Below are 15,662 nucleotides of genomic sequence, written 5' to 3'. Positions count from 1 at the left end.
CCGAGGGCTTGACCAGGTAAAAGCACTTGTACTCTGATTGCAAAGCAGATTATTATTCAGTTCTGAAGGCACGTCCTTCTAAAAAAGAATAGAGAGAATTGTCCGGAAGATCATTCCGGGCAGCCGGTGTCGATGACGGTGAGGTCCCACCTGTTCCCATTCCGAACACAGAAGTTAAGCTCACTTGTGCCGAAGATAGTTGGCTGGACACGGCCTGTGAAAATAGGTAGATGCCGGCTTCTCTCAAAACAAGACCCCTGAGGCGTATGCCTTGGGGGTTTTGCTTTTTGGAACGACAACACAAACGCCCCCGCACTTTGTATGCGGGGGTGTTTGTGCCTATTCGTCCAGGAAGAAAAGTTCGTCCACATGGAGGCCCAGCAGCCGAGCAAGCTTGATGGCTGAGGGCCAGAGTGGGATCGTATTTGTTGTTTTCAATGGCAATGATGGTCTGGCGGCTGACCCCCAGCATACGGGCCAGATCTTTCTGGCGCAGGCCTGCCGCTTTGCGCAGTTGTTTTACATTGTTCCGCATGGCATCCGGTCGGGGTCGGCAAAACACTCCGTATGGAAAATGCACGGTGCGGAGGGTGCTCCGGCTTACCTTGCATTGCATTCCGGACAGGGGGGTGATCCAATGCAGATGCCGTGCCCCTGCGGCGGTCGGACGGCCTTGCAGATAAAACAAAAACCCTCGCAGGAACTTTCGAACCTGCGAGGGTTTCCTGGCGGAAAGATGGGGATTCGAACCCCAGAACGCTTTTACACGTTACACGATTTCCAGTCGTGCGCCTTAGACCAACTCAGCCATCTTTCCATCTGTTTTTCTTTTGTTTTGCCGCTCAGCGTGGAGCGCTCCATAATAATACATGAATTGCCGGGTTTTGTCAAGCCTTTTTTGAAAAAAAGTTTTGCGGTTTGTTTTTGGGCTTCTTTTTGCCGGCTTTGCTTGACGGCGGGGCCGAACTGGCGTATGATGTGTGTCAAAGAGAACGGGCGGCGCTGCCGTCCTATGGAAAAGGAGCAACCTATGACATACACCGACGTTTTGGAAAATGCCCGCGCCTGCCTGGGAGATACCTGCAAGGCCTGTCCCATCTGCAATGGCGTTGCCTGCCGCAACCGCATCCCCGGCCCGGGAGCCAAGGGGGTAGGAGATACCGCCATCCGCAACTACAACAAATGGGCTGACATCCGCCTGAATATGGACACCATCTGCGAGGGCGGCGCCCCCGATACCACCTGCCAGCTGTTTGGACGCACCTTCCGCTATCCCTTTTTTGCGGGGCCTGTGGGGGCGGTCAACCTGCACTATTCCGATGCCTACAATGACATGACCTACAACGATGTGCTGGTGCGCAGCTGCGCCGCAGGCGGCATCGCGGCCTTTACCGGGGACGGTACCGACCCCAACGTTATGACGCAGGCCACCCAGGCCATTGAGGCTGCGGGCGGCTGCGGCGTGCCCACCATCAAGCCGTGGGATATGGATACCATCCGGGCCAAGATGGAACAGGCGCGGCAGAGCGGCTGCTTTGCGGTGGCTATGGACATCGACGCGGCAGGGCTGCCCTTTTTGAAAGACCGCAATCCCCCTGCGGGCAGCAAGAGCGTGGAACAGCTGGGTCAGATCGCACGGATGCTGGACAAGCCCTTCATTGTCAAGGGCGTCATGACGGTCAAGGGGGCGCTCAAAGCACAGCAGGCTGGCGCCGCCGCTGTGGTGGTCTCCAACCACGGGGGCCGTGTGCTGGACCAGTGCCCCGCCACTGCCGAAGTGCTGCCTGAGATCGTCGCCGCTCTGCAGGGCAGCGAGACCGCCGTCCTGGTGGATGGCGGCATCCGCACCGGTACCGATGTGTTCAAGGCGCTGGCCCTGGGGGCCAAAGGGGTGCTGATCGCCCGGCCTTTCGTCACCGCTGTGTATGGCGGCGGGGAAGAGGGGGTACGCCTGTACATCCAGAAGCTGGGAGCCGAGCTGGCCGACGCCATGCAGATGTGCGGCGCCCGCACCCTGACGCAGATCACCCCCGACATGGTCCGCATTTGCGGGTGACCTGCAGGTCAGGCTGGAGGGTCTTCTGACACAGGGCAGAGGCAGATAAAAGGAAAATAGAAACAAGAAAAGCGGCAGCCAGACGGCTGCCGCTTTTGTGCGTCTATCGTTTATTGCAAGGTGCCGTCCAGGATCTGGCCGTAGTACCAGGGCTTGGGCGCATGGAAGACCTTGCCGCCCACATCGGCCAGGGGGCTGCCGTCGGGGAAGGAGGGCAGAGCCAGTTCCCAGGCGCAGAGGGCCTGGTATTTCAGCTTCAGCTCCCGGTTGGCGGCGTTGTTGCCATATTTGCTGTCCCCCAGGATGGGGCAGCCGATGCTGGCCATATGGGCTCGGATCTGATGGGTGCGCCCGGTGATCAGCCGCACCTTCAGCAGGGCCAGCCGCCCCGACACGGCCACTGTCTCGTACTCGGTGCACACCTCTTTGGCCCCCGGCTTTTTCTCGGGCAGGATCTGAACCTTGCCCAGCTCGGCGTCTTTGAGCAGATAGCCGCCCAGGGTGCCCGCAGGGGGCACCGGCCGCCCGAAGGTGACGCAGAGATAGGTCTTTTTCACCTGCCGCTCCCGGATGGCCTCCAGCAGGATCTGCTCGGCCTCCGGTGTCTTGGCGATCAACACCAGGCCGCTGGTGCCGGTATCCAGTCTATGGCACAAAGCGGGCTGGTACAGGCTGTCAGGACCGTACTGCCCCTGCTGGTGCAGATACAGCAGCGCGCGGTTGAGCAGGGTATCGTTTTCGGGACCGTCCACCGTCAGGCCGGCGGGCTTGTTCACCACCAGCAGCTGGGGGCAGTCGTAGACCACCTGGGCCGGTCCCCGGGCCCGCAGCCAGCCGGGGCCGCCGGTATCTTGACCGGCGTCCAGCTGATCGTCCAGGATGAACAGCTTGATCTCGTCCCCGGCCATCACACGGGTGGAGAGGGGCTGTTTTTTGCCGTTCAGCTTGATCTTGTTCTCCCGCAGGGCCTTGTTCAGGCGGCCGGGGGTCAGGGCAGGGTATTGCTGCATCAGGTAATGGTCCAGCCGGGTAGGGGCCAGGCATTTCACTTTCAGTATCTTCAAACCGATTCCTCCGTTGTTTTTGCTTTTACATACGGGTTTATTGTAGCCTATGGGACGGGGCTGTGTCAAGTTTCCTGCCCCCAGAAGGCCTCCAGAGCCTGCTGCAGGGCCCCGGTGCCGGACAGGTATTGGATGTGGGCCCAGTGCCGGGGGAACAGCCTGCGGTAGCTCTCCTGGGCAAAGCGGTCGTCCAGCAGCAGCACCACACCCCGGTCGGTCTCGGTGCGGATGACCCGGCCGGCGGCCTGCAGCACCTTGTTCATGCCGGGGAACCGATAGGCGTAGTCAAAACCGCAGCCGTCCTTCTCGTCAAAATAACGGCGCAGCATCTCCTGCTGGGGATTGACCTGGGGCAGTCCCACCCCCACGATGGCGCAGCCGATCAGGCGGCTGCCCGCCAGATCCACCCCTTCGCCAAAAACGCCTCCCAGCACTCCGAAGCCCAGCAGGGTATCGGCGGGGTCGGGAGCGAACCGGGACAGGAAATCAGCCCGCCCCGCCTCGTCCAGGCCGCTGGCCTGGGCAATGGTGCGGATGTGGGGATAGCGGGCGGTAAAGTCCTCGTACACCTGCTGCAGGTAGGCATAGCTGGGGAAGAAGGCCAGGTAGTTGCCCACCCGGCCGGCCGCCAGGGCCGCCAGCGCGTCCGAGATGGGCCGTATGCTGGCTTCCCGGCAGCGGTAGCGTGTGGAGATGTCGGGCAGGCAATAGAGCCCCAGATTGCCGGCAGGGAAGGGGCTTTCCAGTGCCACCGCCCTGGCCCCGCTGCATCCCAGCACGCTCTTGTAATAGCCCGGAGGGATCAGGGTGGCGCTGAACAGCACCGCAGTGCGCCCACAGGCCAGACTGCTGTCCACAAAGGCCGACGGGTCCAGGCAGAGCAGCCGGATGATCAGCTCACTGCCCCGGGCGGTCAGCTGGGTGACATAGTGCTCGTCGTACCGCTCGGCGGTGCGGATCAGGTCGTGCAGCTCAAAATAGAGGTCCAGCAGGGCCTCGTGGGCGGGGTCATCGGGATTCTTCTCCAGCCAGTCCTGCAAAGGGGACAGGAGCCCCTGCAGAGGCCGGATCAGGGCAGGGGGCAGCTCCCTGAAAAAGCAGGTGCCATCCTGGGCATAGAGGGGCTGGGGCAGCGTAGGAGCGCCGGCCTGGGCGGGCTGGTCAAACAGGCCCAGCTGTTCGGCCTGGGCCGGCGCATCCTCTGCGCCGCCCTCTTTGCCCTCGCGGCGGGGGGCCAGGGCCTCGCAGGCCCGGCGGACAGCCAGCAGCGCCTTGTCTGCCCGCATCAGATGTCCCTTGAGGGAGTTTTTGCCCCGCAGGATGGCCCGCCTGGCCTGGAGGATGCTGCTCTTGGCAAAGCGGGCCGAGTACATATCCCGGGCACGGTCGGGCAGATTGTGGGCCTCGTCGATGAGAAACACCCAGTCTCCGGCCATCTCGAAGAAGCGGCGCAGGTGGACGGTGGGGTCAAACAGGTAGTTGTAGTCCCCGATGATCAGGTCGCACCAGTCGCTCAGGTCCAGCCCGAGTTCGAAGGGGCAGACGCTGTATTGCCGGGCCGCTGCTTCGATGGCAGGCCGGTCAAAACAGCCGTCCCCGTCCAGCAGGGCGGCCAGGGCAGGTTTGAGGCGGTCGTAATAGCCCCGGGCATAGGGGCAGGCATCGGGCATACAGACCGGCCTGCCCGCCTCGTTTTTGCACAGGCAAACCTTTTCCTTGGCGGTGAGGGTCACCGAGCGGAAAGCCAGGCCGGCGCTGGCGCGGCGCAGCAGCTGCACGGCGTCCTCGGCGGCCGTCCGGGCGGTGGTCCTGGCTGTAAAGTAAAACAACTTTTCGCCATTTCCTTCCCCCATCGCCTTCATGGCGGGAAAGAGGGCGCTCATGGTCTTGCCGGTGCCGGTGGGCGCCTGGCAGAACAGGCGGGAGCCTTTTTTGGAGCCGGCCCGGCCGGTGCGGCAGGCCCGGTACACCTCGCCGGCCAGAGCCCGCTGGCCCGGCCGGTAACTGGGATAGGGGAACGGAAGGGCGGTCAGGCTCTGCTGGCGCAGGCCCGCCCAGCGCAGCTGCCGTCTGGCCCAGGGCAGGTAGTCCCGCAGCAGCCCCAGCAGGAAATCCTGCAGCTCTGCGCCGGTAAAATGACGTGTAAAGTATATAACCTTGTCATCGTCGACCTGGTAATAAGTCAGCCGGACATCGAGTTTTTCCAGGCCGCTGTGGGCGGCATGGATGGCCCCGTAGACCATCCCCTGGGCCCAGTGGCAAAAATTCATCCCCTCGGTGATCTGGTCGGTGGGAACGCCGGTGGTCTTGATCTCGTCGATGACGGTGCGGCCCTCTGCATCCTCAAAGATGCCGTCGGCCCGGCCCTCGATGGTGTAGACGACTTCCTCCACCTGCTGTGTGATGGAGAGAAAGACCTCGGGGCGGTAGCCTTCCCCCGCCTGCTTTTGGAGGCGGCGGTGGATGCGGGCCCCCTCGTTGGCCCGGTCGAAGCCGGAAAACCGGCTGTCGATGTCCCCCCGCTGGAGAAGAAACTCCACCAGCTGGCGGACGGCCAGACGGATCTCGTGCATGGTTTCACCTTCCTTGTTGTTTGCTTTTCAGCTTGTGGGCAGGCCGATCATCCGGGCGCAGTCCTGTGTGATCTGCTCCACGGCGGCAAAGTCCACCGCCGCTCGGTAATAGCTCTCCAGCTCGTCGTGGCAGGCTTTGGCGCTGGACATCAGGTCCACTGCCTGCTGGATCAATTCCTGGGCGGCCCGGGCGTTGAAGTGCAGCCGCGCCCGGAAGCCGGACAGGTTGTTCCGGTCCAGGAACCGGCTGCACCGCACCGCCTGCTGGCCCGGCAGGCCGGCGGGATGCCAGCTGTTGTCGGTGACAAAGGCCAGCCGCAGTTCGGGGATCAGGATATGGTCGATCTTATCCTCGGGGTGGAGGGCGCAGGGGCAGGTGATGATCCGGTAGCCCCTGCCCAGGGCTTCGGTCCGGATCTGTTCCAGCAGGAAGCGGGAAGCCGCCCCGTACTCGTCCCGGAAGATGACCGCCCGGTCGGCCAGAGCCTGGATGGTGGCGTTGTAAAAAACCGGCCCCTGGGGGGTCACTGCCGACAGCAGACGCACCTGTTCGACGCCCTGGCCCCCCTTGCGGGGAAGCAGACGGGCGCACAGCCGCTTGACGTAGCGGCGCACCTTTTCAAAGTCGGTGCTGCACGCCTCGGCCCGACGGCTGTCCAGAAGCAGACTGCCTGCCGATGCGATGTAGCGGGCGGCCCGGCTGCGCAGAGCGGCGTTGCGAGCAAACAGGCTGCGGATCTCCTCCCGGTGGGGACGCAGGACGTCCGGGTCCAGGGTGTGGTACAGGCTGACCACCACTTCTCCGGCGCCGGGGGCCAAAGGCTCCAGGGTATGAGGGGCGGTGGCGTCCAGGATGGCGGCGTTTTTGTCGCAGAACACCACCCCGTCCAGGCTGTCGGGGTCGCTGGAGCAGTGGATACGCTGCACCGGCCCGTCGGAGCTGCGGGCCAGCTGCTTCATCAGGGTGGACTTGCCGCAGCCCGGGCCGCTTTTGATGAGGTACAGCTGCATCTCGGGTTCCTGCCCGAGCTCCTGGAAATACCCCCGGAACCCGGCGGGGGTGGTGGTGCCCAGAAAGAAATCGACGGCTTGCGGACACTTTGTCTCCATAGTAAAACACCTCGCTTTTGGCACAAGGTATGCAAAAGCGAGGCGGATTGCCACTGCCCCGGGTCCGGGCGGCGAGATTTTGTCTCAGTAGGTGTGGGTGCACACCTGTTCGATCTTATCCCGCAGGGCCGTAAAGTCCCCAAAAGCCAGAGGCTTGTTCTGGGGCTGGCGCAGCAGGGCGGCCGGATGGAAGGTGCCCATAAAGGCCACCCCTCCCTTGTCCACAAACACTCCGTGTTCCTTGGTCACCGAGAAGTCGGGGCGGATCATCCGCTGAGCTGCGATCCTGCCCAGGCAGACCACGATCTTGGGCCTCAGGATGCGGAACTGTTCCCGCAGCCAGGGCATACAGGCCTCGCTCTCGGCGGGCAGGGGGTCCCGGTTCTGGGGCGGGCGGCACTTGACGATGTTGGCGATGTAGCAGTTTTTGCTCCGGTCCAGGTCGATGGCGAACAGGTATTTGTCCAGCAGCTGGCCGCTGCGGCCCACAAAGGGCAGGCCCTGCTGATCTTCGTTCTGGCCGGGCCCTTCCCCCACAAACAGCACCTCGGCGTCCGGCACGCCCTGGCCAAAGACGACGTGCTGGCGGGTCTCCCACAGGGGGCAGCGCTGGCAGGTCAGGCATTTGGCCTGCAAGGTTTCAAGATCCATGGAACTTCCTCCTTTTCTTGGCTTGCTTGTCTATTACTATAACACAAAACGCAGCGTTTGTCCTCCAAAGTTTTGCAGGGGCAACGGCCCGGGCGCGGGGGCTGGACACCGGGCGGGGGCAGGTGATAGAATGAGCCCATCTTATACCTTCCGGGAGGGATGCTGGAATGCGTTTTCATACCTTGGGGGACCGCCGGCTGCCGGCGGTCATGCTGATCCACGGCGGAGGGAACGCCTGGTGGAACTATCTGCGGCAGGCCCGTGCCCTGTCGGAGCGGTATCATGTGATCCTGCCCACCCTGGACGGCCACGGGGAGGAATGTGCCGTGCCCTACGTCTCCACCGAGCAGGAGGCGGACGCCCTGCTGGCTTACATCGACGAACACTGCGGCGGGCACCTGTTCGCACTGTGCGGGGTGTCGCTGGGCGGCCAGATCGTCATGGAGCTGCTGTCCCGCAGGCCGGACCTGGCCCGTAAGGCCATCATTGACGGCAGCCTGTGCATCCCCCAGCCCGTTATGGGATGGTTCTGTATGGCGTCGGTCTGGCTGGCGGGCAGGTGGATGTTCAGTCAAAGGGCCTGCCGTCTCCAGCTGGCCCTGATGCCCCGTGTGCTGCCGGCCGCGATGCAGTTCCCGCCCGAGATCCAGGCCCATTATCTGGAGGATCTGCCCCGCACTCCCCGCAGGACCCTGTATGCCATGTACCGCACCTATATGATGCGCTACCGCCTGAAGGAAAGCATCTCCGCCACCCGGGCCCAGGTGATGTACTGGTATGGGGAAAAGGAGATGAAATGCGTCAAGCGGTCCGCCCGGCTGTTCCAGGAGAAGGTGCCCTCCTGCCGGATCTACGAGGCCAAGGGCTGCGGCCACGGCTACCTGGCGGTCTATCTGCCCGAGGAGTGGATGAAGGTCGCGGTGCCCTTTCTGGAGGAGGGGGAGGGGCGGCCGGAGGAGAAGTGAACTTTTCACAAACAATCCCACCCATCTATTGACCTGGGCTGAAAATCCGTGCATAATGGAAAGAGACGAAGCGCGACGGGAGCTGCGGGCTGCGGCGAAACGCTGCCCCGGCAGACCGGTAAGAATAGGAAAGTCAGGAGAAAACGGATGGAAAAACAGAACAAACGCTTTGCAGCCTTCCTGGTGTTCGGAGGGATCGCCTTTTATTTCGGGCTGACCCATTTCAACACGGTGACCCACTGGGCCAGTGCGCTGATCGGTCTGTGCACCCCGGTGGTGATCGGCGGGATCATTGCCTTTTTGCTCAATGTGCCCATGACCGCCATTGAGAACGGCCTGAAAAAACTGTTCCGCCGCCAGCCCAAACGGGCGGGCAAGGGACTGCGGATGCTCAGTCTGCTGCTGACCTTTGTGTGCATCATCGTGGTGGTGGCTCTGGCGGTGCTGATGCTGATCCCGGAGCTGCGCAAGTCCATCATGAGCGTGATCGTGCAGATCCAGGAGAGCCTGCCCGGCATCATCGATTACCTTTACAGTCTGGGCATCGACTCCAGCGTGCTGACCATGGTGGAACAGCAGCTTGCATCCATCAACCTGCGGGAAGTGGCCCAGCAGATGATCACCGGCGCTTCCAGTATGCTGGGCACGCTGGTGGGGGCGGTCACCGCCACTGTCTCGGTGCTGGGCAACGCGCTGTTCTCCACCGTCATCGCCCTGTATATCCTCATCGACAAGGAGAACCTCTCCCGTCAGTGCCGCAAGCTGCTCTACGCCTTTGTCGAGCCCCAGGTAGGGGACAAGATCTGGCATGTGGGCAGCCTGATCCGGGAAGTGTTCGGCAAGTTCCTGGGCGGCCAGTCCATCGAATCCTGCCTGCTGGGCTTTTTGATGTTCGTCGCCCTGTCGGTGTTCCGCATCCCCTATGCCAGCCTGATCGCCGTTCTGACGGCGGTGTGCGCTTTTATCCCGTATATCGGCGCATTCCTGTCCTGCGGCATCGGCGTGGCGCTGATCCTGCTGGTGAATCCCCTGCAGGCGCTGCTCTGCCTGGTGGTGTACCAGGTGGTGCAGTTTATTGAGAACCAATTCATCTACCCCCATGTGGTGGGCAGTTCGGTGGGCCTTGAGCCGCTGTGGACCATCATTGCGGTCCTGGTGGGCGGCGCGGCCTTCGGCGTCCTGGGCATGATCTTCTTCATCCCGGTGATGGCGGTGGTCTATATCCTGCTGAAAGAGTCGGTGAACGCCCGCATCGAGCGCAAAATGGCGGCCGCCCGGCAGGCGCAGGCCGCGGAGGAGGACGCCGCCCTCCAGGTCCTGGAGGACGAGGAGCCGGCGGACGGCAACGGCTGATCCATAGAAAAACGCGCCGCTGGCCTTTGGACGGGCCGACGGCGCTTTGTTGTTGCGGGCGGCGCCCGCCTTGCAGAATCGGGAGGACAGAGAGATGAGACCCATCCATGACATTGAGTTTTTTGCCGGCAGCAGAGAGGAACGGCTGCCCGGCTTTGCCCCCGATTTTCCCTACATTGCCTCCTGGGTGGAGATAGACCGCTATCCCGGGCGCGTTGTGCCCTGGCACTGGCACAGCGCGGTGGAGATCTTCTACATGGAAAAAGGTTCGCTGGAATACAGCACGCCGCAGGGCTCTGGTTGGCTCTGCGGCGTGTTTCTTTCTGCGGGAGCGGGTTTGCAGGTCAGAGGCTGCCTTTCAGGCCGATCTCCTCTGCGTGCTCCTTCATCCCTTCGATGGTCTCCCGGATCACATCATCCAGAGGGGTGCCCAGCATCTCGGCGCCCTGGCGGATCACATCCCGATTGACCCCGGCGGCAAATGTCTTGTCCTTCAGCTTCTTTTTCACCGACTTGACTTCCAGGTCCAGCACGCTTTTGGAGGGGCGCACCAGGCAGGCCGCATTGATCAGGCCGGTCAGCTCGTCCACCGTGAACAGGGTCTTTTCCAGCAGGCTCTCGGGCCGGGTATTGGTGCACTGGCCGTAGCCGTGGCACTCCATGGCCCGGATGTAGAGCGGGTCCACGCCGTGCTGCTCCATCAGCTGCCGGGCCTTATGGCAGTGCTCCTCGGGGTATTTTTCATAGTCCAGATCGTGCAGCAGGCCGGCGGCCCACCAGATTTCCGGGTCCTCATCGGCCATGCGGCCAAAGTGCTCCATGGCGGCGGCCACCTGCAGGGCATGTTTTTGCAGGGCAGGGGTCTCGGTGTAGGCGGACAGCAGCTGCCATGCCTGTTCTTTTGTCAGTTTGTTCATGGGGATACCTCCTTGTTGTGGGGCTCAGAAAACATTCTGGACCAGGATCATATACAGGATCGTGCCTCCTGCGATGCTCAGCAGGGTGTTGTTCCGCCACTTGTGCACCAGGGCGGTGAAAAGGATGGCGATCAGCTCGGGCAGGCCGTGCCAGGATGTGAACAGCGTGTCCTTCAGGCAGTAGACCACCAGCAGCCCGATCACCGCATAGGGCAGCACGGTGCTCAGGTAGGTGATGGCGGCGGGGGGCGTCCTGCCCTCGGGGAAGATGAGGAAGGGGAGAAAGCGGGTGAGCATGGTGGCCAGCACCACCGCCGCGATGGTGAGGATGCTCTGGGCAACGGTCATGGTCATGATGCGCCGCCCTCCTTTTCGGGCCTGCCGGCTGCAAAGCTCCTGCGGGTGAACAGGAAGCTGAGGATGATAAGAGCCATGGCGGGCACGATGAAACTGCTGCTGCCGAACACCAGCAGGCAGAGCAGCGAGCAGCCAAGCCCCAGCAGGGCGGGCCGGTGGTCCCTGGCCTCCTGCCACTGGTTGAGGAACATGACCACGAACAGGGCGGTCATGACAAATTCGATGCCGGTGGTGTCAAAGTGGATGACATACCCCAGAAGCGCCCCCAGAGTGGAGCCGGTCACCCAGTAGATGTGGTTGAGCAGGGTGACAAAGAACATAAACCAGCCTTTGTCCACATCGGGGGGCGGGGTGACGGTGCAGTTGATGGAAAAGGACTCGTCACACATGCCAAAGATCAGATAAAACTTTTTCATGCCGGTGCCCCGGTACTTCTGCAGCATGGACAGCCCGTAAAACAGGTGCCGCGCGTTGACCATCAGGGCCAGCAGAAAAGCGTGCAGGGGATTGTAGGCCGACAGCAGCAGCTCAGCTGTCACAAACTCCATCGACCCGGCAAAGATGAACAGACTGGTGCACAAAGGATATACAAAAGAGAACCCTTTGCTCCGCATCAGAAAGCCATAGGAGATCCCCAGGAACAGAAACCCCACGCAGATGGGCAGGGTGTAGGGGAAGGCTGCTTTCAGAGCCTTGCGCTTCATAACATTCCCTCTTTCGGTTGATTTTTACATCCCTGGGCAGGGCTGTATTTTTTATTTTGCATCGGTTTGCTTCGTCTGTCAAGCGCCATGGGCCGACCCAAAAGGCTCCAAAGCGCAAATTTTTGGGGATCGAGCCGGAATTTTCCATAAAAAATCCCAATTCAATATTGAAGTTTTAGCGCCTTGTGTTAAAATAGAGACGGAAAGGCTCTTGTGTCCAACACAAAAGCAAATACTGGAACGTAATCGGAGGTATCACAATGGCAGATATGTTTGCGCCGCTGATCGAGCAGCTGAAGGCGAACCCCAAAACCATCGTTTTCACCGAGGGCAGCGACCCCCGCATCCTGGAGGCAGCCAGCAAGCTGCTGGCCGAAAAGATCCTGAAGGTGGTCATGGTGGGCAATAAGGCCGAGTGCGAAGCTGCGGCTGCGGCCGGCAACTTTGATATTTCGGGCGCTGAGATCGTTGACCCCGATACTTACGAGGGCTTCGATGAGATGGTCAGCACCATGGTAGAGCTGCGCAAGGGCAAGATGACCCCCGAGGAGTGCCGTGAGCTGCTGAAGAAATCCAACTATTTTGGCACCATGCTGGTCAAGATGGGCAAGGCCGACTGCCTGCTGGGCGGCGCCACCTATTCCACGGCGGACACCGTCCGTCCCGCCCTGCAGCTGATCAAGACCCGGAAGGGCGCGCATCTGGTCAGCTCCTGCTTCATCCTGGACCGCGACTGGGGCGATGAGGGCCTGAAGCGGATCGCCATGGGCGACTGCGCCATCAACATCGACTACCAGGACACCGTGGACAAGGCCACCGGCGAAGTCAAGCTGTCCGCTGCCAGCAAGCTGGCTGAGGTGGCCGTCGAGACCGCCAAGACCGCCGCCATCTTCGGCATCGACCCCAAGGTGGTCATCCTGAGCTTCTCCACCAAGGGTTCCGGCAAGGGCGGCACGGTGGCCCTGAGCCACGACGCCACCCTTAAGGCACAGGAGCTGGCCCCCGAACTGGCCGTCGATGGCGAGCTGCAGTTCGACGCCGCCGTCTCCCCCGAGGTGGCCAAGACCAAGTGCAAGGGCAGCGCTGTGGCCGGCCAGGCCAACACCTTCATCTTCCCCTGCATCGAGGCCGGCAACATCGGCTACAAGATCGCCCAGCGTCTGGGCGGCTATGCGGCCTACGGCCCCATCCTGCAGGGCCTGAATGCGCCCATCAATGACCTGTCCCGCGGCTGCAACGCCGATGAGGTTTACAAGATGAGCCTCATCACCGCCTGCCAGTCCTGAAAGACCCGGGATCCCCTTCTGCCTGGATACGCGGGCCGGAAGGGACTGCAGATCTGAAAACAAGAGCCGCCCGGCCCTCCGCAGATGAAGGGGAGCCGGGCGGCTTTTTGCACGCTCAGTCAAACAGGAAGATGTCCTCGATGGGGGCGCCGACGGCCCGGGAGATGTCCACCGCCAGCTTGAGGGAGGGGTTGTACTGGGCCTTTTCCAGCCGCATGATGGTCTCCCGCCGGACGCCCACCAGGGCCGCCAGCTGTTCCTGGGTCAGGCCCCGGGCCTGGCGGTACTGTTTCAGCTTGCAGGTGAAATCCGGCATGGCTCAATCCTCGCTTTCGCCGCCGTCGCCGTCCCGGTCGTAGTGGTAGAGCAGGTACTCGCTGAGGAACAGCCACAAGGCCAGCGCCAGCGAGACAGCCGCCAGGTAGGCGATGAAGGTATATTCCAGGTTCCCCAGCAGCTGCCCCCGGCCCAGCAGCACGGTGACCAGAAAGATGATCCCCAAAGCAATGCGGCTGGCGGAAAGCTGAGCCCGCATCCGGTTTTCCCGAAAGCGCTCGTCCATAAAGGTATGGGACAGCCGGCCTTCGTAAAAAAAGCCAAAGAAACCAAAGAATAAAAAGAACAGAAAAGGAAAGACGCTTTTGTCCACGCTGTAGGTCCAAAAGCCGCCAAAGCCCAAAAAGCCCAGCAGTCCCAGCCAACCCAGCCGTGGATCGATGCGGCGGGTATAGACGGCGCTGTCCGGGTCGCGCCGGGCGCGGAACGCCGCCCGCACCACGGCTGCGGCCAGGCAGAGCGCGTAGGCCGCCACCGCCAGTATCCCGAGGATCATGGGCAGGTCCTGCGGGCGGAACACGTAGGTGGAAAAATCCATGGGCTCGACCAGCCGCGCCTCGTTGTAGGTGACGCTGTACCAGACCGCGCCGGCCATCAGCCCGGCGCACCCCAGCCCCGCCGCCACAAAACCTCGCACCGTTTTTCTCTGCATAAAAAGGCCTCCCGAAAAGAGATATATTTGTATCTTTATGAGACAAATATAGCACTTTGTGGGAGGTGTGTCAAGAGCTTTACGCAAGAGTTGACGATAAAAAGAAAAGCGCCCCGGGCCGGTTTTGCACGGCACAGGGCGCTTAAAAGGCAGATTTTACTGGCTCAGCAGCTCGTCCAGTAGAGCAGTGTTCATTTCACTGTTCTTGTCAAAACTGAAAAGGTCCGGGGATTTTACCCCTTCGCTTTGGTTTTGATGTACTGGTCGATGGCCTTGGCGGCAGCTTTGCCGGCGCCCATGGCCTTGATGACGGTGGCTGCGCCGGTGACCGCGTCGCCGCCGGCATAGACGCCCTCGCGGCTGGTATCGCCGTCGTCGCCGCCGGTGACGATGCAGCCGTGCCGGTTGGTCTCAAGGCCGGGTGTGGTGGCCCGCAGCAGGGGATTGGGGCTGGTGCCCAGGCTCATGATGACGGTATCCATCTCCAGAGTGAACTCACTGCCGGGGACCTCGATGGGGCGGCGGCGGCCGGAGGCGTCGGGCTCACCCAGCTCCATCTGGATGCAGGTGATGGCCTTGACAAAGCCGTTTTCGTCGCCGTGGATCTCCACGGGGTTGGTGAGGGTCTTGAAGATGATGCCCTCCTCCTCGGCGTGCTCGATCTCCTCCTTGCGGGCGGGCAGCTCCTCCATACCGCGGCGGTAGACGATGTACACCTGCTCGGCGCCCAGACGCAGGGCGCTGCGAGCGGCATCCATGGCCACGTTGCCGCCGCCCACCACGGCCACCTTTTTGCCCACGTAGATGGGGGTCTTGCTGTTGGGCAGGTAGGCCTTCATCAGGTTGGAACGGGTCAGGAACTCGTTGGCCGAGTAGACGCCCTTCAGGCTCTCGCCCGGGATGCCCATGAACCGGGGCAGGCCCGCGCCCGAGCCGATGAACACGGCCTCATAGCCGTACTGGCCCATCAGCTCGTCGATGGTCAGCACCTTGCCGATGACCATATTGCACTCGAAATCCACGCCCATGGCTTTCAGGCCGTCGATCTCCTGCTGGACGATGGCTTTGGGCAGACGGAACTCGGGGATGCCGTACATCAGCACGCCGCCCGCCACGTGCAGCGCCTCGTAGACGGTGACCTTGTAGCCTATCTTGGCCAGGTCGCCGGCGGCGGTCAGGCCCGCGGGACCTGCGCCGATGACAGCCACCTTGTGACCGTTGGGAGCGGGCACTGCGGGGTCGGTGTGGACGTTCTCCCGGTGCCAGTCGGCTACGAACCGCTCCAGGCGGCCAATGCCCACCGGCTCGTTTTTGATGCCGCGGGTGCAGCGCCCTTCGCACTGGCTCTCCTGGGGGCAGACACGGCCGCAGACGGCTGGCAGGGAAGAGTCCTGGCTGATGATCTGGTAGGCGGCCTCGAAGTTGCCCTCGGCGACCTGGGCGATGAAATCGGGGATCTTGATGCCCACAGGGCAGCCCTCCACGCAGGGCTTGTTCTTGCAGTGGATGCAGCGCTTGGCCTCGTTGACGGCCATCTCTGCGGTATAGCCCAGAGCCACCTCGCTGAAATTCTTGTTGCGGACGCTGGGGTCCTGGGTGGGCATGGGGCACTTCTTGGGGTCCATATTAAAGGCCATG

The 15,662-nt window shown here is 62.2% G+C and carries 14 protein-coding genes, 1 tRNA gene, 1 rRNA gene and 1 pseudogene; 5 read left to right on the top strand and 12 right to left on the bottom strand.

The features are described from left to right. Positions 1-122 precede the first annotated feature (122 nt). Positions 123-239: ribosomal RNA gene (rrf, locus tag B5E66_RS09750) — 5S ribosomal RNA — on the top strand. 100 nt (positions 240-339) lie between these two features. On the opposite strand, the pseudogene B5E66_RS09745 reads toward rrf, so the two are convergent. Both B5E66_RS09745 and B5E66_RS09740 read right to left on the bottom strand, forming a co-directional pair. Then, a pseudogene (locus tag B5E66_RS09745) lies at positions 340-535 on the bottom strand (helix-turn-helix transcriptional regulator). Between the two features lie 191 nt (positions 536-726). After that, positions 727-817 (bottom strand) — tRNA-Ser (locus B5E66_RS09740). A 213-nt stretch (positions 818-1,030) separates the two neighbouring features. On the opposite strand from B5E66_RS09740, the gene B5E66_RS09735 reads away from it, so the two are divergent. Next, entirely contained in the window at positions 1,031-2,056 is a 1,026-nt protein-coding gene (locus tag B5E66_RS09735) for an alpha-hydroxy-acid oxidizing protein (RefSeq protein WP_087232165.1), read from the top strand. Between the two features lie 110 nt (positions 2,057-2,166). Here B5E66_RS09735 and B5E66_RS09730 read toward each other — a convergent pair whose 3' ends face one another. The 4 genes from B5E66_RS09730 to B5E66_RS09715 form a co-directional block, all read right to left on the bottom strand. Further along, positions 2,167-3,120: an RluA family pseudouridine synthase gene (locus B5E66_RS09730; RefSeq protein ID WP_087232161.1), complete on the bottom strand. Its 954-nt coding sequence runs from the start codon at positions 3,118-3,120 to the stop codon at positions 2,167-2,169. Positions 3,121-3,185: 65 nt separating this feature from the next. Beyond that, a complete protein-coding gene (locus B5E66_RS09725; RefSeq protein ID WP_087232158.1) occupies positions 3,186-5,693 on the bottom strand; it encodes an ATP-dependent DNA helicase in 2,508 nt (835 codons plus the stop codon). Between the two features lie 27 nt (positions 5,694-5,720). After that, complete coding sequence (locus B5E66_RS09720; RefSeq protein WP_087232155.1) at positions 5,721-6,803, bottom strand: hypothetical protein; 1,083 nt, start codon at positions 6,801-6,803, stop codon at positions 5,721-5,723. 84 nt (positions 6,804-6,887) lie between these two features. Then, on the bottom strand, positions 6,888-7,454 hold the full coding sequence (locus B5E66_RS09715) for a uracil-DNA glycosylase (protein WP_087232152.1): 567 nt from the start codon (positions 7,452-7,454) through the stop codon (positions 6,888-6,890). Positions 7,455-7,621: 167 nt separating this feature from the next. On the opposite strand from B5E66_RS09715, the gene B5E66_RS09710 reads away from it, so the two are divergent. Together B5E66_RS09710 and B5E66_RS09705 are read left to right on the top strand one after the other, a co-directional pair. Continuing rightward, positions 7,622-8,419: an alpha/beta fold hydrolase gene (locus B5E66_RS09710; protein ID WP_087232148.1), complete on the top strand. Its 798-nt coding sequence runs from the start codon at positions 7,622-7,624 to the stop codon at positions 8,417-8,419. A gap of 147 nt (positions 8,420-8,566) precedes the next feature. Then, entirely contained in the window at positions 8,567-9,772 is a 1,206-nt protein-coding gene (locus B5E66_RS09705; protein WP_087232145.1) for an AI-2E family transporter, read from the top strand. A gap of 344 nt (positions 9,773-10,116) precedes the next feature. Here the strand turns inward: B5E66_RS09705 and B5E66_RS09700 are convergent, their stop codons facing one another. The 3 genes from B5E66_RS09700 to B5E66_RS09690 are packed head-to-tail and all read right to left on the bottom strand — an operon-like array spanning position 10,117 to position 11,750. After that, the gene (locus B5E66_RS09700) at positions 10,117-10,689 is read right to left on the bottom strand and encodes an HDIG domain-containing metalloprotein (RefSeq protein ID WP_087232142.1); all 573 of its coding nucleotides are present in this window, start codon (positions 10,687-10,689) and stop codon (positions 10,117-10,119) included. Between the two features lie 24 nt (positions 10,690-10,713). Further along, the gene (locus B5E66_RS09695; RefSeq protein ID WP_204245652.1) at positions 10,714-11,043 is read right to left on the bottom strand and encodes an AzlD domain-containing protein; all 330 of its coding nucleotides are present in this window, start codon (positions 11,041-11,043) and stop codon (positions 10,714-10,716) included. Next, a complete protein-coding gene (locus tag B5E66_RS09690) occupies positions 11,040-11,750 on the bottom strand; it encodes an AzlC family ABC transporter permease (protein ID WP_087232139.1) in 711 nt (236 codons plus the stop codon). The genes B5E66_RS09695 and B5E66_RS09690 overlap by 4 nt, the downstream gene beginning before the upstream one ends. 260 nt (positions 11,751-12,010) lie before the next feature. Here B5E66_RS09690 and pta point away from each other — a divergent pair, with 260 nt between their 5' ends. Next, positions 12,011-13,036, top strand: coding sequence for a phosphate acetyltransferase (gene pta, locus B5E66_RS09685; RefSeq protein WP_087232136.1), 1,026 nt, complete (start codon positions 12,011-12,013; stop codon positions 13,034-13,036). 115 nt (positions 13,037-13,151) lie between these two features. Here pta and B5E66_RS09680 read toward each other — a convergent pair whose 3' ends face one another. The 3 genes from B5E66_RS09680 to gltA form a co-directional block, all read right to left on the bottom strand. Then, entirely contained in the window at positions 13,152-13,352 is a 201-nt protein-coding gene (locus B5E66_RS09680; protein WP_087232133.1) for a helix-turn-helix transcriptional regulator, read from the bottom strand. A gap of 3 nt (positions 13,353-13,355) precedes the next feature. Further along, a complete protein-coding gene (locus B5E66_RS09675; RefSeq protein ID WP_087232130.1) occupies positions 13,356-14,024 on the bottom strand; it encodes a DUF3796 domain-containing protein in 669 nt (222 codons plus the stop codon). A 233-nt stretch (positions 14,025-14,257) separates the two neighbouring features. Further along, positions 14,258-15,661: an NADPH-dependent glutamate synthase gene (gene gltA, locus B5E66_RS09670; RefSeq protein WP_087232127.1), complete on the bottom strand. Its 1,404-nt coding sequence runs from the start codon at positions 15,659-15,661 to the stop codon at positions 14,258-14,260. Position 15,662: the final 1 nt, after the last annotated feature.

This window comes from Faecalibacterium sp. An121 (assembly GCF_002160915.1).
Taxonomy (GTDB): Bacteria; Bacillota; Clostridia; order Oscillospirales; family Ruminococcaceae; genus Faecalibacterium; species Faecalibacterium avium.
This window is presented reverse-complemented; position numbering and strand designations above follow the sequence as displayed.